This is a genomic window from Rudanella lutea DSM 19387 (genome assembly GCF_000383955.1).
Lineage (GTDB): Bacteria > Bacteroidota > Bacteroidia > Cytophagales > Spirosomataceae > Rudanella > Rudanella lutea.
On the sequence record NZ_KB913013.1, the window covers coordinates 4,991,038 to 5,013,327 of the forward strand.

The window sequence follows — 22,290 nt, forward strand, 5'->3', positions numbered from 1 at the left end:
TTAGAATGTAAGCCGCAGATTGACACCGTAGTTACGGGTATTTGGCGGCCCGTTCAGATCCAGACCCTGGATGTTACCCGCTCCCTGCGTGTTGACTTCGGGGTCAGCAAAGAAGCCCGGGGCAAAGAAGTACAGGTTCCGGCCCGTGATACCGATCGAAGCGGCTCCCAACGGGGTGCGGCCCAACCACTCTTTCGGGAAGGTATAGTTGAGCGATACCTCGCGCAGACGGTACACCGTTGCGTCGAATACGGCACCTTCTGAGGCCAGACCACCCAGACCAGCCCAGTACGTTTGTGCAGGCAGTTGAATGTTGTTTGGCCGGAATGTTCCGTCGCTGTTCTGGATTACGCCCGGCAGAATACGGGGCTGATCGCGGTCAATACCCGTTACGTACAACGAACCAGTTGACCGGTAGTCGGCTGCGCTGAATGAGAACAACTGACCGCCCTGACGGGTATCAATCAGTGCCTGCAGCGAGAAGCCTTTGTACGAGAACGTGTTGTTCAGGCCGGCCGTCCAGTTCGGGTTGGGGTTGGCAATTACCTGACCCGCCAGACCCGGCGCAAACTGACCCGTGGTTGGGTTGATTACGTACTGACCAACAAATTGACCTGTTGGGTCGTAGTACTGACCGTTCGGGTTGGTGTTCTGTACCCGTGGGTTTGCTGTACTTACAATCACACCGTACGGCTGACCTTCGACAATCGACGACGTGATACCAATAAAGCCGTTGCCGGTAATACCTGACTGGGTCACACCGGGTGCAATTGACACAACCTTGTTCCGAATCCGGGTGAAGTTGAGCGTTACATCCCAACGGAAACCGCTGGTCCGTACAGGTGTTGCGTTCAGAGTCAGTTCAAGACCCCGGTTCTGGAGTTCACCCACGTTGGTGGTCCGGGTATCGTAACCCGATGAGGGCGATACGGCTACGTTGAAAATCTGGTTGGTCGAGCTTGTGAAGAAGTAAGCTGCATCGATACTCACTTTGTTCTTGAACAGACCCAGATTCAGACCCACTTCCTGTGAGGTTACGAACTCAGGCGTCAGGCCGTTGTTGCCAATCCGGCCACCGATAGCAAAGCCAGGAACGCTGCTGCCACCAATTGACAAGGGGAACGCTACGCTGGCCAGGTTATTACCAAACGTGGCTTGGGTGAATACCGAGTTGAGCAGGTAGGGGTCGGCATCACGGCCAACTTTGGCAATGCTTGCCCGTACTTTGGCGTACGACAAGATGTCCGACTGGAGCTTGAAGGCATCCGTAGGCACAAAGCTAACCGAAGCAGAGGGGTAGAAGTACGTGTTGTTGGCGCGGGGCAGCGTCGACGAGCGGTCGGCGCGGCCGGTCAGTTCAAGGAACAGATAGTTGTTGTACGACAACGAAGCCTGTGCGTAGTAACCTACCAGTCGGCGAGTCAGTGAGCTTTCGCCTGAGCTGGTAAATACCGAACCGTTCGATACATTGGTGAAGCCCGGAATCGTGAGCTGCTGTGCATATACCGACTGGCTCTGCGACTGCCGCTGGTTGATGTTGTTACCCAGCAAGAGGTTACCGCTCAGGCCTTCGATAAAGAGCTTATCGGCTTTTGCGTTTACCAACAGGTCGCCGTTCAATTCCGAACGGAAGAACTGATCCTGGATAATTTCACCCTGTGGGGCGCGGGCCGCACCAATGTTGTTTACGTTTTTCCGGCGGTCGGTGTAGGTATCACCTGTTACGCGGTACGTCACGTTCAACCACTTGGTTACGTCGTAGCCTACCGTGAAGTTACCGAAGAAACGATCCACCTGGCTGTTGAGCGTCAAATTCCGAACGGCCCAGTTGGGGTTGTTCGACGTGGTCAGGAAGTAAATGCTCTGTCCGTTGGCGTCCTGGAATGGCTCGTTCACGAGGTCGTAGCTGCGCGGGATACGGGTCAGCTGACCGAAAGCACTACCGCCGTTACCGAGAGCCGTACCACCCTGAACCGTCTGTACGTACGAAGCCGTACCCGATACCTTGATACCGTTGTTCAGTTTGCTTTCGCCACCTACCTGTACGTTGGTCCGGTTGAACTTGAACGTAGGCACAATCCCTTTTTGGGTCGTGTTACCAAACGACAGGCTAAAGTTGCGGTTGGCATCGCCACCGGCAATGTTAGCCGTGTTCTGGAAAATGCTACCCTGCTGGTAGAAATCCCGAACGTTGTTTGGGTACGCCTGGTACGGACGGGTCTCGCCCTGCAGGTTGGTGATCGACGTTGGGCCACCTACAAACGGCAGACCCCACGAGTTGGTCGAGTTGTTTACGTACAGGTTATTGGTGCCCTGGCCATAATCGTTCTGGAAACGGGGCAGACCATACACGTTTTGTACGTTGTACGAAGAATTGACGGTAACCTCGGTTTTGTTGTTCTGGTTACGGCCGTTTTTGGTGGTGATGATGATCGCACCCGCCGACGCCCGCGAACCGTACAGCACCGCAGCCGCAGGGCCTTTCAGTACGTTGACCGACTCGATGTTTTCGGGGTTCACGTCGGCCAGACGGTTGGCCGACTGAGCCTGGAACAGGGTGTTACCGGATACGTTTACGTCATTGCTGAAGATAATACCATCCACTACGATAAGCGGCTGGTTCGATCCGTTAAACGACGTAATACCCCGGATGTTGATGTTGGTCGAAGCACCCGGCGCACCACTTTGCCCGCTGATCTGAACCCCGGCCAACTTCCCTTGCAGGGCGTTGAGCAGGTTGGGTTCCGACTTCTGCGCAATCATGCTGGCGCCTACTTCCTGCGTTGAGTAGCCAAGCGAGCGTTTGTCGCGCTCGATACCCTGTGCTGTTACCACAATCTCGTTGAGGCTTTGTGTGCCACTCGACAGTTTTACGTCGATCGTTGTCTGGTTACCGACCAGAATCTCCTGCGTTTCGAAACCAATGTAGCTAAACACCAACCGGCTGTTGGCGGGTACACTCAGTCGATACTGTCCCTGAGCGTCGGTGGTTGCGCCACGCGTGGTACCTTTTACCTGAATGCTCACACCTGGAAGAGCGGAGCCGTCGTCTGATGAAGTGACCCGGCCACTTATCGATACATCCTGTGCCAGCAAAGGCAGACAGAAAAGCAGCGAAAGAAGCCAGCTTCCTAATAAAATTCTGCGCATATGGATTTTGAGATTAAAAATAAATTAACAAATTGATGAAATGGACCGCAAAGGTAAGGGTAAACAATAATATCTGTAGACGTAGAGGCAGGGTTTTTTATTGCATTAATAACGTCACTTATACCTGTATACTAGTGGTATACACTGTAACAAAAATGCCCCACTTTTGGTGAGGCATTTGGACAAAAAATTTTAACTCTTTTTAATTTCTGAACGAAAAACCCAGCCGCTTATAGTTCTGGCTCGGCTTAAAGTCGGTGCTTGTGCTATCAATAACCAGCACGAGGTTTCCGACCGGCGCTGTAGTGCTGCTGGCCCGGCCAACCGTTACGGTCAGTGAGCCAAAGCTCGAGTTTGCCGGGATTACCACGTTACCGCCATTGCTTAAGGTATAGCTGCTGGCGGGGGCAGTCGTAGCCGGGTCAACAAGTACCCGCACCGTGAGCTCGCTACTCCGCTGCCGACCTACCAGATTCAACTGCGCCGTTGAGGTAGTGCCCGCGGTAGGGGTATTGGCCAGGCTGGTAATCGAGTAGGTACGACCGGTTGCGTTAGTACGCAAAATGGCTTCGTTGAATTCAACGAGCGTTTGCTCATCGAACACTTGATCCAGGGTGTTGTCGCAGGCTGCCAGACCCAAAACCGACAGGGCGCACAACAAAATATAATTCAGTTTTTTCATGAATGTGCTTGGTTTGTGCATGCACCGGCCGAGTAAACCCGACCGGTGCACTGCCGATTAATAACCGAAGTTCTGGCGAATGTTTTTGTTGGTAGATACCTCGTTCACCGGAATGTTAGCCAGTACACGGAAGTCGTTGTAAGGCAGGTTATTTGCCGTGGGCGAGAGCGGGATGGTCTTGATCACATCCTGTCCGCGCCGTTTCAAATCAAACCAGCGGTGGCCTTCAAAGGCAAACTCTAACCGGCGCTGCCGCAGAATTTCGGCCAGCAGGGCGGCATCGTTTGTGAAGCTGGCCATGGTGCGTGCCGTCAGGCCCCGGTTTGTCCGGATGGTGTTGAGGTCGGCCAGGGCGTCGGTCATCCGACCCAGCATAAAGTAAGCCTCAGCCCGGTTGAGGTAAGCCTCTGGAATACGGAGCACCGGTACGTTGTCGAGGTTGATTACCCCGTTTTTACCCAGAAACTTGGTACACTCTACAAACGCCGTTCCGCGTCCGGTAGTACCCAGTTCGTACAGTTGCGCCCGCACATCGGCAAAACCCGTCGCGCTGCTTTCCGACCGGATGTCGCTCAGGAACGCGTTGTTTGGAACGAGGTCTCCGAAGCCACCCGTGGTGCCGCGGTCGCCGGGGCGAACAAGCGTTGTGTAGGTGGTTTGCAGTGAGGTGTTTACCCCGATGTTTTCGGAAGGAGCTGCAAACTGCACCTCAAATACCGACTCTGGGTTGCGTGGAGCACGCCAGCCGCCAATGTAGCCGCTTGCATCGACAATACGAACCGTACCGCCAATAGCGTCGGTAGCATACCGTACCGCCGTGTTGTAGTCTTTGTTGTACAACGCTACCCGTGAGAACAGGAGTTGAGCCGCAGCACGGTTACCGTAGGCCGGAATGTTGCCGTTGTTGGCACTGGTCCGGCTAAAGAATGTTACCGACTTCTCCAGGTCGCTATAAATCTGCTTGTACACATCGGCAATGGGCGCACGGGCCGGAAACTGCAACTGATCCTGGTTGTTTACACCTGTCAGCACGATGGGAACACCACCCCGGTTTTGTTGTGCAATTTCAACACCCGGATCGTAAGCATAGGCCCGCATCAGGTCGTGGTAGAGCAACGCCCGTAGGAAGTGACCTTGGCCGAGAATCGAGTTGCGCCGGTTGGTATCGGTCAGCGACGTAACCTTTGGCGTGGCTTCGAGCAGCAGGTTGGCCTGGTTGATGGCGAAATAGCTGGTAGCCCAGTTGACAAACGAAGCACCGGCTACGTTCCGGTTTTCGTTGTTCAGGCGGCCCGATTTGTTGGTTGCCTGCGCATTGTCGGCGAGGGCTTCGGCTACGGCCAGAAAATCACGACCATACAGGGCGGTGCTTTGCAAACGGTCGTAAATACCGTTGAGGGTAGCATCCAGGCCTTCGGCTGTATTCAGTGCCGTGGTCAGATCGGCGTTGGAGCGGGGCTGTACTTCGAGCAGGTCGCTGCACGACGCCAGCGACAGGGCCGCAGCGGTCAGCAATCCGCCAGACAAGGTTTTTATGGAAATACGCATTGTCGATAAGTCAGTTTGAAGATGATCAGAACGTTAGGTTAATACCGGCGGTAATTGACCGTGAGTTGGGCACAACCCCGCTGTTGCCTGAGCCAAAGTTGAGGAATTCGGGATCGTAGCTCGTCCAGTTGGTCCAGGTGAGCAGGTTCTGGGCCTGTACATACACGCGGGCTTTTGAGGCTCCAATCTTACGGCCCAGGGCACCCGGAACATCGTAGCTGAGGCTAATCTGCTTCAAACGCAGGTACGACGCATCCTCAAGCGTACGTGAGCCGCTCAGGCTGCTGATACCCCGTGTTTCGGCGTTGCCGTTGATGGGGCGCGGTACGTCGGTGATGTCACCCGGCTGCTGCCAGCGACGGTCGTATACTGACCGGATTGCGTTGAAATCACGACCTGCCAGCTCGGCCAGGAACGAGGTTTGGCTGTTGAACGACCGCCGACCGTAATCGTACTGGAAGAGGGCGTCGAGTGTCAGGCCTTTGTACGTGATCGAGTTCTGGAAACCACCGTAGAACAGGGGCTGCTCTGAACCCAGGTAACGCAGGTCACGCGGAGTTACCGGCGTGTACGTGATGTTACCGGCAAAGTCGTAGAACATGGGCCGACCATTGGCAGGGTTTACACCGGCATACTCCGTGGTGTAGTTAGCCAGCAGCGGGCGTCCCTGAATTGCCGTACGACCTACGCCATAGAAATCGGTGTAGTTGATCGTGATCGCGCTATCGGGGTTAGCCAACGGCGTAATGCCATCGATCAGCTTCACCACTTTGTTCCGAATAAACGTGATGTTGAATGAAGATCTCCATTTGAAGTCGCCCGACTGCACGTTTACCGTATTCAGTTCAATCTCCAGACCGCGGTTCTGCACTGAGCCTGAGTTACGCGAGATGGCCGTAAAACCGCTGGTGAAAGGCAGGTTTACGCCCAACAGTACGTCGCGGCTGGTGCGGTCGAATACGTCCACAGAACCCGTCAGGCGGTTGCCAAAGAAACCGAAGTCCAAACCTAAGTTGGTGGTTACGTTGGTTTCCCACTTCAGGTCGGGGTTACCCAGCTGTGAGGGAGCAAAACCAGCCGCACCGTTGTAGTCGAAGCCGGCACTTACCAGACCCAGCGAAGGGAAGTTGGCCAGACCAAACAGCGAACCAATCTGGTCGTTACCCGTAGTTCCGTACGATGCCCGCAGTTTCAGTTCGTTCAGTACCCGGTTGCCTTTCAGGAAGTCTTCTTCCGAAACAAGCCAGGCACCCGATACCGATGGGAAGAAACCAAAGCGGTTGTTGGCACCGAACCGGCTTGAACCGTCGAGACGGGCAATCACGCTTACGTCGTACTTACGGCCGTAGTTGTACTTCAGGTTTCCAAACACCGAAGCCTTGCTGTAGCCTGTCCAGCCACCACCAATCGACTGGGGCAGGGCCGCGGCACTACCGTAGCGGAAGTCAGGCGTAGGCACGTTGGTAATGTTTGAGTTGGTAAACTCGTTGCGGTCTGAGCGGTACTCGGCACCCAACAGGGCGCTTACGTCATGCCGGCCACCAAACGTTTTGTTGTAGTTTGCCGTGATGTTGGTCAGGAAGTTGATGTTCTGGTTGAACTGATCCTGCAAACGTCCCCGAACCACAAAGGCATCGGCCGTGCGAGGGTCGGTAAAGTAACGACCCTTGATCGCCCGGTAGTCAAGGCTCACAAACGGCCGGATGTTCAGCCCTTCGATCGGCTTGTAGTTGAGCGACAAACCACCCACAAACTGGTTGATGTTTGAGGTAATGTCGTTCAGCGTTGATACCTGAATAATGTTCTGGTTCAGGATACCCGGAGTACCACCTAGTGCCGGTGTTCCGAAGAACGTGCCATCGGGGTTATAAATAGGTACGCTTGGCAGCATGAGTGACGACGAGAACGCCGACGAGCCGAGGAATGAACCCCCGTTGGGTGATCCCTGCTGACCACGCGCCTGAATGGCACTCATCTTCAGCGTTTGCTCCAGCGTCAATTTGCTGTTGATGGCGTGCGTGAGGGTAGTGTTGAGCGTTCCACGCTTGAATCCGACATTGATGACGTTGGCACTTTGGGTGTAGTACGAACCCGATACAAAGAATTTAGTCTTGTCGTTGCCACCGTTCAGGCTCAGCTCGTAGTTGTTGGTGCGGCCGTTCCGGTAGGCTTCTTTCTGCCAGTCGTAGGTGGGCAGAGCGGCTACTTCAGCGTCGGTCAGCGTGGTGGGCTGCCGCAGCGTGCTCAATACCGTAGCGCGGGCTACGTCGGCCGCCTGACCCGCATTGATCCGGGCCTGAGTCCGCAGGGCAATCCACTCTTGTGTGTTCAGTACATCCAGGCGCTTGATAGGCTCGTCAACACCGGTGTAGTAGTTGAGCGACACTTGCGTTTTGCCTGTCTTACCCCGCTTGGTTGTCACAAGCACAACCCCGTTGGCAGCCTGCGAACCGTAAATCGAAGCCGCAGCGGCATCTTTCAGAATTTCAATGCTCTCAATGTCATTGGGGTTCAAAAACGCTAGTGGGTTTGAGCTGGTAAAGCTCGAGTTGTTCGTTGAGTTCAGCTGCACCCCGTCGACTACGTAGAGTGGATCTGAACCTGCCGAGATCGAACCAATCCCCCGGATACGCACCTGGATGGCACCACCCGGCACCCCGTTGGCAGACGTGATTTGCACACCAGCCGCCCGGCCCGCCAGAGCCTTGTCGAAGCTACCTACGGGCAGGTTCTGAATGGCTGCGCCCGTTACCTTTGAGCTGGCACCCGTAAACTCGCGTCGGTTGATGGTTCCGCCGTACCCCGTTACTACTACCTCGCCCAGTTCCTGCGCGTTGTTCTGCAACTGCACATTAAGGGAGGTGCGGCTACCCATTGCTACCTCCTGCGGCAGAAATCCAATGTAGCTAAACACTAAACGGGAATTGGCCGGTGCGCTGAGCCGGTAGTTACCCGATGCGTCGGTGGTGGTACCGCGGGTGGTACCTTTTACCTGAACACTCACGCCGGGTAGGGCGGAGCCGTCGTCTGATGAAGTTACGCGTCCGCTAACCGTGATGTCCTGTGCCAGTACCGGCAGACAGAACAACAGTGTCAGCAACCAACTTCCCAATAGAAGTTTTCTCATAGGAGTTTGAAAGATGAATTGTTGAATTATGAGTAAACAGAATACAAAATTAGTGAACGGAAAGCTACATTGAACAAAATAGGGCAAAATAATCTGTATATACATCAGATTATTGGTAAAATTTAATTTGGTTGACCGGGTTACTGATGACGTATATTCTATTCTATGCTTGTTTAGGCTTATATATTTAGTTTCTAAACTGTTCTACAATATAAGTATTCTTTGTTTTGTACAATATTAGGGGTAGCTGAATTAGTAAGCGTTTAAAAACCAGCGAATTATTTTCTGTTTAATGTTTTAGTCTAAATATTAATAAACCGAATGCGCTCTTTTCGGTAAGTTATTTGTATGGATTGAATTATACTCAGTTAAGCCTGTTACTGACAGATCGGAAAAGGCCTAAAAAAAGTCCCCACCAGCCAGGCTGATGGGGACTTTTTTGGATAGGCTGGTTAGTCAGAACTTATGGGTTCTGAACCGCCAGTTTATTCACGTTCAGTTCGGTTTGTGGCAGGGGCCAAATGTAGACCGATGCCGTAACGGGTACGGCCTGAATCCGGGGAGCACTTTGTACACCGCCTTTTTCGGGCAGGGGCTGATTGGTCCGCAGCAAGTCGTTCGACCGCATACCTTCGCCGAGGAACTCGATCCGGCGCTCGGTCAGGATGGCGCTAACCAGACCTGCCGAATTAGCCAGACCCGCAGCCGTGTAAGCACCCGTTGGGTTTGAGCGCGTCCGAACGGCGTTCAGCAGGGCCAGACCTTGCTCATCCACCGCCGAGGTGTTGAGCCGGGCGCGGGCTTCAGCCGCGTTGAGCAGTACTTCTGAGTAGCGGATTACCGGAGCCCAGTCGGTATGCTGTGGACCGGTCGGGAATTTGAACAGACGGTTACGCTGTACCCCGCTGATGAGGTCACCCGAAAAATCCGACTTCACGAAGTTCCGGCGGGCATCGGCCGTTGCGAAAGCCGTCGTGTTGCTGATAATCCCGTTCGGGTTGAGGCTGTAATCGCCGATACCCGTAAGCGGCACGTAGTAGCTGTGCAAGCCGTTCTGCGTACCGGGCAGGTCGTTGCTGCTAAACGGCATCGAGAAAATCGACTCGGTGGTGGTGTAGTTACTGAACACCGTCCGCACATCGGCCTGAAGCTGATGTGCTACCCCCGTGCTGGCACGATAGGGGGCCGCCGTCGACACAATCTTGTTGGCTTCGGTAACCACATTGGCCCACTGACCCATAGTCAGGTAAACGCGGGTTTTGAGCGCAATAGCCGTGTTTTTATGGGCACGGGTGGTATTCAGGGTTGCGCTGGCGTAGTTGGCAGGCAGGTTCTGCTCGGCAAAATTGAGGTCGTCCAGAATCTGCTTGTACACCTCGGCTACAGTTGCCCGGGCGAGGTCGTTACCACCCGAGCCAACTTCGCCTTTGATGCGCAGGGGCAAGCCCGGCGAGGCACCGTTGTCTTTTGTGTACGGCTGTGCAAACAACTGCACCATTTGGTGGTAGGTCAGCGCCCGCAGCAACCGGGCTTCGCCCCGATACTGGTTGGCCAGCGTCTGATCAACTACGGTAGGGTTGGCATCCAGACCCGCCAGGAACAGGTTCGCCCGGTTGACTGCCAGGTAAGCTGCATTCCACAGGTTGGTTGGTTCGTTGGAACCCGAGTTTTGGGTGTGGTTCCAGGCCGAGAGCGCCGTAACGCCGTTGTTGGTCACGTTCAGAAACTCTTCGCCCCGTACGTCGACGTACACCTGGTAGCGACCACCCAGAAACTGCCCCGACTTCACACTGGCGTACAGGCCGTTGACCTGAGCCAGTACCCGGTCGGGCGTGCTGAATGCTTCCACATCGGCCAGCGACGTGAGCGGGGTTGGGTTCAAAAACTTTTCCTGATCACAGGCCGTGAGGCTTGTTCCGAGTACGGCGGTTACGAGTGCCGTACGGAGCATACCGCGCCGTGAGACTATGTATTTATCTGAAAAAAGCATACGTGTCTTACTAAATGTTTGAGAAGTGAAGAATTAGAACGTCAGTCCTAAACCAAGGGTGTACGTACGAGCCTGTGGCGTCGAGTTCCGGTCAACACCCGGTGCGATGTTCGTGTCGCGGTTGGTCGAAATCTCAGGGTCAGCACCACTGTACTTCGTGATTACGAAGGCGTTTTGTACCTGTCCGTACAAGCGGAGGGAGTTGATGTTGGCCTTCCGCAGCAGGTTGTTACGGAATGTGTAAGCCAGCAGGATGTTCCGTCCACGAATGAAGTCGCCCTTCTCTACGTTCTCAGAAATGGGGTTAGCCGAACCGTTCGAAATGTTGTCGTTCAGAACCGGCCGTGGGATGTTGGTAATGTCGCCCGGCTGCTTCCAGTGGTTCAGTACATCGGTATGGTTGTTCCACGGACGCTGATCGCGCAGACCGGCCTTGGTACCATTGTAGATGTAGTTACCACCTGAATATTGCAGGAAGATGCTCAGGTCGAGGTTGCCATACTTAAACGTGTTGTCGAAACCGCCGTAATACTTAGGCAGGGCGTTACCAATAACTACCCGGTCGGTACCCTGAATAGCCGGAGCTACGGCACCGTCCGACACGTAAGTCCAACGCTGTGCCGGAGCGGCAGCGTGGTTGTACTGTACTTCGCGACCAGCGGCATTGATAAAGATCCTCTGTCCGTTGGCGGGGTTCACGCCGTTGGTACGGATAGCGAAAATACTACCAGCCGACTGACCTACCCGGATGATGTTTGAGCTTTCCAGACCACCCGTTGAGCCGAAGATGTCCGCGTTGTTGTTCGCCAGCGCCAATACTTCGTTGTTCAGGGTAGTGAGGTTAAACGAGGTAGTCCAGTTGAATTTACCACGTGTGTACGTGTTGGCTGTCAAGGTCAGTTCAAGACCCCGGTTCACCATCGAACCTACGTTGGTGGCGATGCTGTTGCCCGGAATCCCGCGCGACGGTGCCTGCGGTTCGTTCAGTACGAGGTCGTCGAGCTGCTTGTTGAAGTACGTCAACTCACCCGTGATGCGGTCGTTGAACAGACCAAATGCAACACCAAAGTCGGTGTTGGTGCTGATTTCCCAACGCAGGGCTGGGTTGCCTGCCTGCGCAAATGCAAACGTAGGTACGGTGCCATACAGACCTGAGTTGAACAGGCTGAGCGATGCAAAGTTACCGATACCGGTGTTACCCACCCGGCCCCAGCTGGCCCGAAGCTTAAACTCGTTCACCACGCGGCCCAGGGCTGAGTTTTTCCAGAAGTCTTCTTCTGATACCCGCCAGCCGGCCGATGCACCGGGGAAGTTACCCCACTTGTTGTCTACTGAGTAAGCTGAGAAACCGTCGCGACGCAACGTGAACGAGAGCAGGTACCGCTTGTCGAAGTCGTAGTTCAAACGACCGTAGTACGACAGCAGGGCGTTTTCGGTCTGCAGGCCCGGAGGAGGGTTGTTGGTAGTAAAGTTACCCTGGTAGCTGGTGAAGAAGGGGTCAGAAAGGCCCTGACGTGTACCACCCCAGATGTTGAACATCTGCTTCTGTGATTCGGTACCGGCAACCGCCTGGAAGTTGTTCTTGCCGAAATTGAAATCGTAGGTCAGGTAATTCTGCCAGTTCCACTGCTTGATGTTCGAGTAGATGTTGGTTGCCTGACCACCTACCGTGCCGGCTTCGCCATGTACGCTGTTGCGGAAGTCAATATCTTCGACCGTAGTCTGATCCAGACCGTACGAGGTACGGAACACCAGACCCGGCAGCAGGAATACATCCGCAAACACGTTACCAATAAGGTGGTTGTTCTCTGACGTAAACTTGCTCAGTTCGAGGTCGGGCAGGGGGTTGTAGTAACCACCGGGGCCAATCAGGTTTTTGCCCAGGCCGAGGTTGTTGGCAGCCCGGTTAATGTTGTACGACCCGTCGGGGTTGCGGGGAGCCACGTTTGGAGCCAGTACCAGCGGCAAACGGCCCAGACCACCCGTGCTGAACGCCCCTGTCGTTCCCGTGTTGGGCGACTGGTTGAAGCTGTTGGCCAGGCTGATGTTAGCACCTACCCGAACTGCTTTGTTCAACTGGTGCGAGATGTTCATACGGCCCGTAAACCGGCTAAAGTCGTTTTTCTGGATCATCCCCTGCTGCTTGGTGTAGCCAACCGAGAAAGCGTAGCGCGTGTCTTTATTGCCACCGTTTACGTTCAGGTTGTGGTTCTGACCGTAGCCGGTGCGGTAAATCAGGTCGTACCAGTCGGTGTCTACAATCGATCCGTCGGGGTTTGTGGTCGGGAAGAACTGATCGGGCAGGCCGGCATTACGGGCAGCGAGGTTCTTGTAATCCATGAACTGCTGCGCGTTGAGCATGTTGAAGAGCCGGAAGGGCTGCGTAGCACCCAGCCAGCTGTCGTAGCTAACCTGAGCACGGCCTTCTTTGCCTTTCTTGGTCGTAATCAGGATAACCCCGGCGGCAGCCCGCGAACCGTAGATGGCGGTTGCCGAAGCATCTTTCAAAATGTCGAGTGACTCAATATCGTTTGGGTTAATATCACCCAGCGGGTTGTTTACCGTGAAACCACCCTGCGATACGTTGCCTGAGTTGATGGGCAGACCATCCACAACAATCAGGGGCGACGATGAACCGCTGATCGACGATACCCCCCGCACCCGGATTACCGGTGCGTTGTTCAAAACTCCGTTGGGCGTTGTAATGCTCACCCCAGCCGCCCGACCCTGCAGGGCCTGATCGAAGCTTTGAACCGGCTTGTCGCTGATTGATTTTCCATCAACCGTGGCAATGGCACCCGTAATCGTTTTTTTGCTTTGCGTACCGTAGCCCACTACCACAACTTCGTTCAGCACGGATGCATCGGATGTGAGGCTAAGGTTTACAGTTGTGCGATTGCCTACAGCAACCTCTTGTGTTTTGTAACCAATAAAGCTGAAAACAAGCTGCGCGTTGGCGGGAGCGTTGAGCCGATAGTTACCCGATGCATCGGTGGTGGTACCGCGGGTGGTACCTTTTACTTGTACACTCACGCCGGGTAGGGCGGAGCCGTCGTCTGATGAAGTTACGCGACCACTAACTGCTATATCCTGCGCCAAAACGGGCAGGCACAATAGCCATAGCAGTACAACATTAAATAAAGATTTAAGCATAGAAGTGAGGTAGTAGAATTGTTTGAAAAAGTAATTTAACAAGCCGCTAAATTAGTCAATTGGGTGAATTAGCCGAAAGAAATTTTGAATTATTCACTAAATTCAGATTAGGTTACAATTTTGCGTATAGGGGTTTATCTAACTCAAAAGAGGGTTTAAAAACGTTAAATCTCCTATTTGTTGCTCACTCCGAAGCCCCATATCTGATCTGCTTGAATAGTCTCAATGGGTGCCTCAAAGGCCATGTAACCTCCGGTGCAGGCAACACAAATGCGGTTGACTTGGCAAAGCCGCCCGTCTGTTTTAACTTGTGCGGTAACTTTTTACTATTTCCTATGAAACACGTTGTACACGTGACCGGCCTTACGTTGGGGTTACTGGCTGGCTCGGCGTTTTTTCTACAGAGTGAGGCCCAGTCGGGTGCTGCACTCAAATCCCGGATTGATAAGCAGGCCGAGAGCCTGGAGCAAAAAGTGGTGGCCTGGCGTCGGGAGTTTCACCAGAACCCTGAGTTAGGTAATCGGGAGTTTCAAACCTCGGCCAAGGTGGCTGCTCACCTCAAGTCGCTCGGTATGGAGGTACAGGTAAATGTGGCCAAAACCGGAGTAGTGGGTATTCTGAAGGGCGGTAAACCCGGACCCGTGGTGGCCTTGCGAGCGGATATGGATGGCTTACCCGTGACGGAGCGCGTTGATCTGCCGTTTAAATCACAGGTGATGACCGAGTACAACGGCCAGAAAACAGGGGTTATGCACGCCTGTGGGCACGACACCCACGTGGCTATGCTCATGGGCGCGGCTGAGGCTCTGGCATCCGTTCGGGCCGATCTGCCCGGTACGGTGAAGTTCATTTTCCAGCCCGCCGAAGAGGGTGCACCGGCCGGTGAAGAAGGGGGCGCCGAACTGATGGTGAAGGAAGGGGTGCTCAACAACCCGAAAGTCGATGCCATTTTTGGCCTGCATATCAACTCCCTCACCGAAGTCGGGACCATCAAGTACCGGCCCGGTGCCACTATGGCTGCTGTAGATCAGTACGCTATCAAGATCAAAGGCCGCCAAACCCACGGGGCTTCACCCTGGTCGGGTGTTGACCCGATTGTGACGGCCGCTCAGGTGGTTATGGGGCTGCAAACCATTGTGAGCCGCAACGTGACCCTGACCGACAATGCTGCCGTGGTCACCGTAGGGGCTTTGCACGGGGGGATTCGGCAGAATATCATTCCCGAAGAGGCAAACATGATTGGTACTATCCGGACGTTCAGTCCCGAAGCACAGCAGCTGGTGCACCGGCGCATCAACGAGATCGCGACGAATATTGCCGAGAGCGCCGGGGCCAAAGCCGATGTGAAAATCGACATTATGTATCCGGTCACGTATAATGATCCCAAACTGACCGAGCAGATGGTGCCTACGCTCGAAACCCTGGCCGGTAAGAACAAGGTAGTGATTACCCCGGCCCAGACGGGTGCCGAAGACTTCTCGTTCTACCAGCAGAAGGTGCCCGGCTTTTTCTATTTCCTGGGCGGGATGCCCAAAGGCAAAAAAATCGAAGAAGTTGCGGCTCACCACACGCCCGACTTTTTCATTGACGAAAGCGCGTTTGTGTTGGGTATGAAATCGCTCTGCCACCTGACCGTCGATTACATGGAGCAGGCCAAAAAAGGGGCGAAGTAAGAGATTGGGTACTATCCTTTACAACGATAAGTACCTCAGAGCGGACGAAAATAAGAAAAGGGAAGCCAATCAATCTGGCTTCCCTTTTTTATGCACTGAAACGTAAACCGCTTCGCTTACCGGAAGATCGCTGTGGGGGCAAACAGGTCCGGTGCCGGGCGTGGGGCGCTGCTGTTCGCGTTGATTTCGGCCTGTGAGTACAGGAATCGACGCGGGATCTGACTGCCTACGTTGGCCGGGATTCGGAGGGCGTTGCCCGTCCGGCGAATGTCGTTGAAGGCTTCGATCTGACCATAAAGCGTTATGTACCGCTCCTCCAGAATCTCAAGTAACAGCGCCTGCTCAGCGGAGCGCAGACCAGCCCGGTTCTCAATACCGCCCGACTGGAAATCGGCCAGCACATAGGGCGCGTACCGAATGCCTGCCGCCAGCCAGCCCTCAGGAATAAAACCGCCTGTGTTGTAGAACGAGCGCAGCAGGTTCAGGTCGGCCAAAGCCGCTTCGGTTTGTCCCAGACGCGCCTTGCTTTCGGCCAGAATCAGCTGGTTTTCTTCAAAGGTAACGAGCGGGAATGGCGCATCGGCCGCAAAAAAACCGTCTTCGCTGCCGTCGGAAGCTACGCCCCAGCTAAAGCCGGTTTCGCGGGCCGAGAGCACGTTGGGCTCCACCGAAAAGGTGTTCAGGCCCTGCTGATAATACCAGTTGAGCCGCGCAGCTTCGTTGGTTTTGGTGTTGTTGCGCGTCAGGCGGTCGCCCGGATCGAGCAGCTTCACGGCGTAAGCGCCTTCGGCTGTCATGTAGCCCGCCCGGTCGTAGGTCAGAAACGAGTAGTACAGGTTGTACGTTTTCTGGTACTCGTTGTCGTGATAGCCAAACAGGTTCAGACCCGGATTCTTGATGCCGTTGTTGGCAAAATTGATGGCCTGCTGGTACTGACCCTGATGCAGGAAAAACTTGGCTTTAAGTGTATTGGCGGCCGAAATCCAGAACGTACGGCCTCCGCCAAACATATAATCGCCCGTGAGTGAGCCCTGTCCGGTACCGAGGTCAGCAATGGCTTCGGTGAGTAGCGTTTGCGCAGCCGCATACACCGCCGTTTGGCTGTCGTACGTCGGATTCGGAAACTGAGCCAGATTCGAGGCTTGTGAGAATGGTACATCACCCCAAAGAGCGGCCGTCATCCCAATGGTGTGTGCTTCGATAATCTTGGCAACCCCCTGCACGCTGCGGTTACCGGCGGCCTGCCCCTTTTGGCGCAGCAAACGCGTGTTTTTGATCACGCCCGCGTAGATATTGCCCCAGGCCCCGTCGAAGTCGGCCGAAACCGTATTGTAGTTTTGCAGGGCTACGTACTGCCGGTCGGAGCCGGTAAAGTACCCCGACCACATACCCGCCAGGCGAGCCAGTTCACCCTCCATCACGCCCTGATAGTTCACCTCGGTAGCGGTGAGCAGGGCCGGAATTGGCGCATCGACCGGCGCCGTCGGGTCTATTTCGTCTATTTTATCGACATAGCTCTCGCACGACGCCAGCCAAAAGCCGACCGTCAGAATAGTGAGCGTTTTCTTCCAGAAATGCATATTGTAAGAAGTTTTCAGTGTACTGTTTCCTGTTTTCAGTTTGTGTCAGACAACTCTAAACTGAATACTGAATACTGTAAACTTTATTAATAGTTGATCCGAACCGTGAACAGTACTGAGCGGGTGGCCGGGTTGTTGAAGTACTCCAGACCCCGGCCGTTGCTCGTTCCCGTCAGGTTGGTTTCGGGATCGTTGCCAACAAAGGGCGAGATGATGAGCAGGTTACGGCCCGTTACCGAAAAGTCAACTGACGACAGGCGCGTTTTCTGCCGGAATCCGGGCGTCTTGAGCGAATACGAAAGGGTCACCTCACGCAGACGCTGCCAGTCGGCTTTCTCGATAAACTGGCTCGATACCGGCCCGAATCCACCCCCAAGATCCTTGTACCACGACTCGGTCAGGGCCACCGGGCCGCCCCCAAAGTCAACGATATTACCCCGGAAAACCGTACCCGCCCGGATAATACCGTTTGCATCGCCGTACTGATCGTTGTCGGTGTTGTACACCCGCAGATCCTGCGTCGCTGTCACCTCGTTGGCCGACCGGTCGGAGCGGCCGAAGTAGTCGAGAATGCCCCGCGTACCGCCCCAGATCTGACCACCTACCTGCATGTCCCACAGAACATACAACGACAGACCCTTGTAGGCGAAGGTGTTGCCGATGCCCAGTTTGAAGTCGGGGTTAGGATCGCCAATGACGCTTTCCTGTGGAGCCGCCTGCGGGAACCCGCGTTCCAGAATCAGCTTGCCGCTACCGTCGCGTAGGAAATCACCGCCCCACAGTACGCCCAGCGGATAGCCTTCAACAGCCCGCGACGAAGTGCCGGCAAAACCCGCCAGGAACAGCGAAGTAGTACCACTGAGGGAGTTTACCTTGTTGCGGAGCCGGGTGAAGTTGGCGTTCATGTTCCAGGTGAATCCATCGCCCTGCAAAATATTGGCCCCCAGGTCAAGCTCGATACCCTTGTTGCTGATCTCGGCGGCATTGCCCGTGCGGCTGGTAAAGCCCGTGGACGGAGCCGTGGCTACCGACAAAATAGCGGCTTTGGTGGTGTTCTGGAAGTATGTAGCGCTTAGGGAGAACCGGTCGCGGAGAAACCGCAGGTCGACCCCGCCCTCAAATTCGCGCTTCCGCTCGGGCTGAATGGTGGGGTTGCCCAATACCGAACTTTGCTGGTAGCCCCCGTTGCCGTAGGCCAGCGCGTCGAGGAAAGGCCCCCAGCTTTCGCCAATACCGCCCGGCCCGTAATAGGTAACGGTGTTGTACGGCCCCGGCTGCACACCCACTTCACCATACGACAGGCGCACCTTACCAAACGATAGGGTTTGGCTGTCTTTCAGATTGGGCAGGGCTTCGGTAAACTGGAAAGCTACGTCGGCGGCTGGGTAAAAGAATGTCCGGGTCGTATTCTTGCCAAACGTCGAAGCCGATTCGCCCCGCCCCGTCAGGTTCAGGAACAGGTAGTCGCGGTAGCCAAGGTTGGCCGTAGCGTACAAGGCTGCTGTGCGTTGCTGCGAGAAACCGTAGCCGGGGTCTTTATTGGTCGGCTGGGCGTTCGAAATGTCGGATGGCGGAGGGTTGTCGCCCAGAATAAACGAACGGGCAAAACCTGAGTTGTTTTTGAACACCCGGTTGTTCAGGTTCATACCTACAATGGCGTTCAGGTTCAGGTCGTTGTTGATCTGATACCGGGCGTTGCCGAATACCTGTACGTCGGTCTGGGTTTCTGAAACCGAATTGAGCGAGAGCAAACCACCGGGGTTAGATGAGGCCAGCGTGGGCCAGAAATCCCGACGGCTGTCGGTGTATGAGTCGATACCCACCCGCGATACCACGTCGAGCCATTTCAGAGGGCTCAGGGTCAGTTCCAGCTTGCCGATGTACCGGTCGACCTCCGACGTACTACGCACGTTTTTCTGCGTCCAGATCGGGTTGTCGTACGTAGATCGGGTGCTCGAACCGAGTGGGTTGCGGTAGGCACGCTGCCGATTGGCAAAAATCTCCCCGTTGGGGGCGTAATAGGTACCTACTTCGGGCAGCACGTTAAAGTCGGCGGGTGTCCGCAACCCGCCCAGGTACAGACCCGACAGGTTAGAACCCTGCTGCACCCGGTCGGAGGTAGTTTTTGTAAAACCAAACGTAGCCGAGGTTTTGATAAACGAGTTGAACCGGCGCTCGGTATTTACCCGGGCGGTAGTCCGGCGGTAGTCGCTGTTGTGCTTAATCACACCCTGCTGATTCAGGTCGCCCAGGCTGATGTAGAAATTACCGTTCGGGTCGCCACCGCTCAGGCTAACCGTGTTGTCGGTGAAGTAGCCTGTTTTGAAAAACGTATCCCGGAAATCGTACACATCGCGTGAGTTTTTGCCTCCGTGTGGGTTGGCTGCGTTGCCGTCTGGAATCCGGTACAGGCGGGTGCCGTCGGCGGCTTCGAAATAGCCCGCGTAACCCGGTGCCGTCGGGCTCGTGATTTGTGCGTCGGCTGCGCCTGAGCGGTCGGCAATGCGATCGCCCCACGACAAACCACCCGACGGTACAAACTGGTAAATACCGAAGATACCGCTGCCAAATTTACTCTGGAGCGGCTGGGTGCGGTACACCTGATCGAGCGAAAGGGTCGATTTGAAGTTGACGTTGATCTTACCCTGCCCGGCCGAGCCGCGCTTGGTGGTAATCACGATAACCCCATTGGCGGCCCGTGTACCCCAGATGGCGGCCGCGCTGGCACCCTTCAAAATCTCGACCGATGCGATGTCTTCGGGATTGATGTCGTTCAGACGCGACTGCTGCGCCACCCCCTCGGTACTGTTGCCTAAGGTAGAGTTGTTGATCGGAATACCGTCGAGCACGATCAGCGGTTGCAGGCTGCCCGAGATGGTGCTTTGCCCGCGAATCTGGATATACGAGCCCGCACCGGGGTCGCCCGACGACCGGACAATCTGCACGCCCGACGCCTTGCCCGACAGGCCGTTGATGAGCGTAGCCTCACCCGATTGTGCCACGGCCGTACCTTTCACCTGCGAGGCCGCCGAGCCGAACTGATCGCGGCTTTGTTCGAGACCAAGGGCCGTTACCACTACTTCGCCCAGTTGCCGCACATCGGGCTTAATCTGGGCATTGATGGTGGCCCGGTTGCCTACCTGAATTTCGAGGTTTTCGTACCCCACAAACGAAACCTGTAACGTCGCGTTGGCCGGTACATTGTTGAGGGTAAAGCGGCCATCGGCCGCGGTGGTTGTACCATTTTGGGTACCCTTTACCAGCACATTCACGCCGGGCAGGGGCGAGCCATCTTCTGTCGACGTGATAACGCCGGTTACCGTTCTGCTTTGGGCAAAAACCGACAAACTAATCAGCCAACAGAGCACCAGACTCAGCAGTAGTTTTTCTCTCATACGTTACGCGCGTTTGTAAAATTGGTTGATTACAAGAATAGGTTAAAAATTGGTGAAACAGAAAATGAAATAGACAAATTGAAGGTGAATATCGACAGACACCTATTTACGTATTGGTAAACGGGTTTAGGTCCAAATAAGATTTGTTTTTGTCTGATTTCGTGCCGGTTTTTTTCGATTGCCCTATTCGGGAGGGCGGTTCCGTACGATGCGCCGGACCAGTGCGGGCCAGAACCGGGCGAGGTAAATTCCCAGCGTTTCGACACCGCCTACATACACCTCTTCGCGACCGCGGAGCACAGCCTGGCAAATCTGACGGGCACACTCGGCCGGGTCCATGCCCTTGTCCTGATTGGCATCCATGCGGGCGTGTTTCTGACCCTTCGCATCGAGCGCGTGCAGCGAAATCGGAGTTCGGATATAGCCGGGACATATAGTTGTGACCCGCAAACCGGCCTCGGCGGTTTCGGCCCGGAGGGCGTCGAAAAAACCGTGCAGGGCGTGCTTGCTGGCGCAGTAGCCCGACCGCTGTTTGGTGCCGATTTTGCCGGCTACGCTGCTGGTGACCACAAAATGCCCCTGCCCCCTGCCTAACATATGCGGTAGCACAGCCTGCGTGAGGGCTACCACCCCGAAATAGTTTAGTTCCATCAGTTGTCGGTACACAGGAAGCTGGGTTTCGGCCACGCTACCCCGTTGCGTGATGCCCGCATTCTGAAACACGTAATCAATCTGCCCGAAGTGGTCCATTACGGTTTGAACATAACCGGCCATACCGCTCAGGTCGGTCATGTCGAGCGGTAGTACCAATACGTGAGTAGGGGGGAGGTTGGTTGCGTTGGCAACGCGCCGGAGTTCGTCTTCGCGCCGGGCCGAGAGTACCAGACGCGCCCCCCGGTGGGCCAATTCAAGTGCCAGAGCCTCTCCAATACCCGAAGAGGCTCCCGTAATCCAGACGACTTTATCGTTCATGGGCCGTAAAGTGAGTAGTTGTGCCGATGTATCACAGGTCGGTGTATCGACCGTGACTCAACATACAACATCTTCGGCACACTACAACGCCCAGTGCAGCGCAGCACCCGTTTCGGCCACGGTCAGAGTCGCCGGGAGGCCTATCGGCAGGGTCCAGTTGGGGGTGTCGTGCCCCGAGGGTAGGCCGTAGCAAACCGGAAAGTCGTACCCGGCAACCGCCTGTGCAATAATTTCGTCGGGTGAGAGACCAAAAGGCAACGACAAACTGGTGACCATATCGGTAAACTGCCCGACCACTAAGCCCGCCAACCCGGCGAGCCGCCCCGACCGGCGCAGGTGGTGCATCATTCGGTCGAGGGAGAACAGCGTCTCGTCGATGTCTTCGATGAACAGAATCTTGCCCGTATAGTCGAGGTCGGTGGGGGTGCCAAGTGAGTTAATGAGCAACGTCAGGTTGCCGCCCACCACCGGGGCTGTGGTCTGCCCGGCCCGGTTGAGGGGGTGCGGGGGCAACTGGTAGGGCGTATGGTGTTCGCCAAAGAGCCATTGCCGCAGGTTTTCGATTGATTCGCCCGTTGTATCTTTCGCAAACCCACGAGGCATAATCCCGTGCAGACAGGCGACGCCATGCCCCACCAGCAAGCTAAGCAGCACGGTGATGTCGCTGAAACCCACCAGCCATTTCGGGTGCCGGATCAGCCCCGTCAGGTCGAGCGAGTCGGCAATGCGGTACGAACCGTAGCCGCCCCGTGCCGCCAGCACCGCCCGGACGTCGGGGTTATCAAATAGCTGTTGCAGGTCGCGTCGGCGGAGGTCGTCGGAGCCGGCAAAGGGTCCACTACGGGCCTGAAGGCTCTCGCCCTCTATTACATTAAGGTGCCATTGGTCGCGCAGAATAGCCAGCCCCGGCTGGAGGTCCTGATACTCAAAATGACTGGCCGGAGCCACCACACCGACCGTGTCGCCGGGCTTCAGAAAGGGGGGGATTATCATCGATGAAGAGTTAGGGGGCTTTTTTGG

At 55.4% G+C, this 22,290-nt stretch carries 11 protein-coding genes; 1 reads left to right on the forward strand and 10 read right to left on the reverse strand.

The window, feature by feature from the left end; genetic code table 11:
- The 6 genes from RUDLU_RS0120520 to RUDLU_RS0120545 form a co-directional block, all read right to left on the reverse strand.
- The gene (locus RUDLU_RS0120520) at positions 1 to 3,150 is read right to left on the reverse strand and encodes a SusC/RagA family TonB-linked outer membrane protein (RefSeq protein ID WP_027303254.1); all 3,150 of its coding nucleotides are present in this window, start codon (positions 3,148 to 3,150) and stop codon (positions 1 to 3) included.
- A 202-nt stretch (positions 3,151 to 3,352) separates the two neighbouring features.
- The gene (locus RUDLU_RS28905) at positions 3,353 to 3,832 is read right to left on the reverse strand and encodes a hypothetical protein (RefSeq protein WP_019990307.1); all 480 of its coding nucleotides are present in this window, start codon (positions 3,830 to 3,832) and stop codon (positions 3,353 to 3,355) included.
- Positions 3,833 to 3,889: 57 nt separating this feature from the next.
- Positions 3,890 to 5,380 (reverse strand): RagB/SusD family nutrient uptake outer membrane protein, encoded by a 1,491-nt coding sequence (locus RUDLU_RS0120530; RefSeq protein WP_044129582.1) that lies wholly within the window; start codon positions 5,378 to 5,380, stop codon positions 3,890 to 3,892.
- Between the two features lie 25 nt (positions 5,381 to 5,405).
- The gene (locus RUDLU_RS0120535; RefSeq protein WP_027303255.1) at positions 5,406 to 8,507 is read right to left on the reverse strand and encodes a SusC/RagA family TonB-linked outer membrane protein; all 3,102 of its coding nucleotides are present in this window, start codon (positions 8,505 to 8,507) and stop codon (positions 5,406 to 5,408) included.
- Positions 8,508 to 8,970: 463 nt separating this feature from the next.
- The gene (locus RUDLU_RS0120540) at positions 8,971 to 10,458 is read right to left on the reverse strand and encodes a RagB/SusD family nutrient uptake outer membrane protein (protein WP_245581696.1); all 1,488 of its coding nucleotides are present in this window, start codon (positions 10,456 to 10,458) and stop codon (positions 8,971 to 8,973) included.
- Between the two features lie 72 nt (positions 10,459 to 10,530).
- Entirely contained in the window at positions 10,531 to 13,650 is a 3,120-nt protein-coding gene (locus RUDLU_RS0120545; RefSeq protein WP_027303256.1) for a SusC/RagA family TonB-linked outer membrane protein, read from the reverse strand.
- A 335-nt stretch (positions 13,651 to 13,985) separates the two neighbouring features.
- On the opposite strand from RUDLU_RS0120545, the gene RUDLU_RS0120550 reads away from it, so the two are divergent.
- Positions 13,986 to 15,323 (forward strand): amidohydrolase, encoded by a 1,338-nt coding sequence (locus RUDLU_RS0120550; RefSeq protein WP_019990312.1) that lies wholly within the window; start codon positions 13,986 to 13,988, stop codon positions 15,321 to 15,323.
- Positions 15,324 to 15,439: 116 nt separating this feature from the next.
- Here RUDLU_RS0120550 and RUDLU_RS0120555 read toward each other — a convergent pair whose 3' ends face one another.
- From RUDLU_RS0120555 to RUDLU_RS0120570, 4 genes are all read right to left on the reverse strand, one after another.
- A complete protein-coding gene (locus RUDLU_RS0120555; RefSeq protein WP_019990313.1) occupies positions 15,440 to 16,903 on the reverse strand; it encodes a SusD/RagB family nutrient-binding outer membrane lipoprotein in 1,464 nt (487 codons plus the stop codon).
- 86 nt (positions 16,904 to 16,989) lie between these two features.
- A complete protein-coding gene (locus RUDLU_RS0120560; RefSeq protein ID WP_019990314.1) occupies positions 16,990 to 20,298 on the reverse strand; it encodes a SusC/RagA family TonB-linked outer membrane protein in 3,309 nt (1,102 codons plus the stop codon).
- 183 nt (positions 20,299 to 20,481) lie between these two features.
- Entirely contained in the window at positions 20,482 to 21,270 is a 789-nt protein-coding gene (locus tag RUDLU_RS0120565) for an SDR family oxidoreductase (protein ID WP_019990315.1), read from the reverse strand.
- 81 nt (positions 21,271 to 21,351) lie between these two features.
- Positions 21,352 to 22,263, reverse strand: coding sequence for a S66 peptidase family protein (locus tag RUDLU_RS0120570; protein WP_019990316.1), 912 nt, complete (start codon positions 22,261 to 22,263; stop codon positions 21,352 to 21,354).
- Positions 22,264 to 22,290 lie beyond the last annotated feature (27 nt).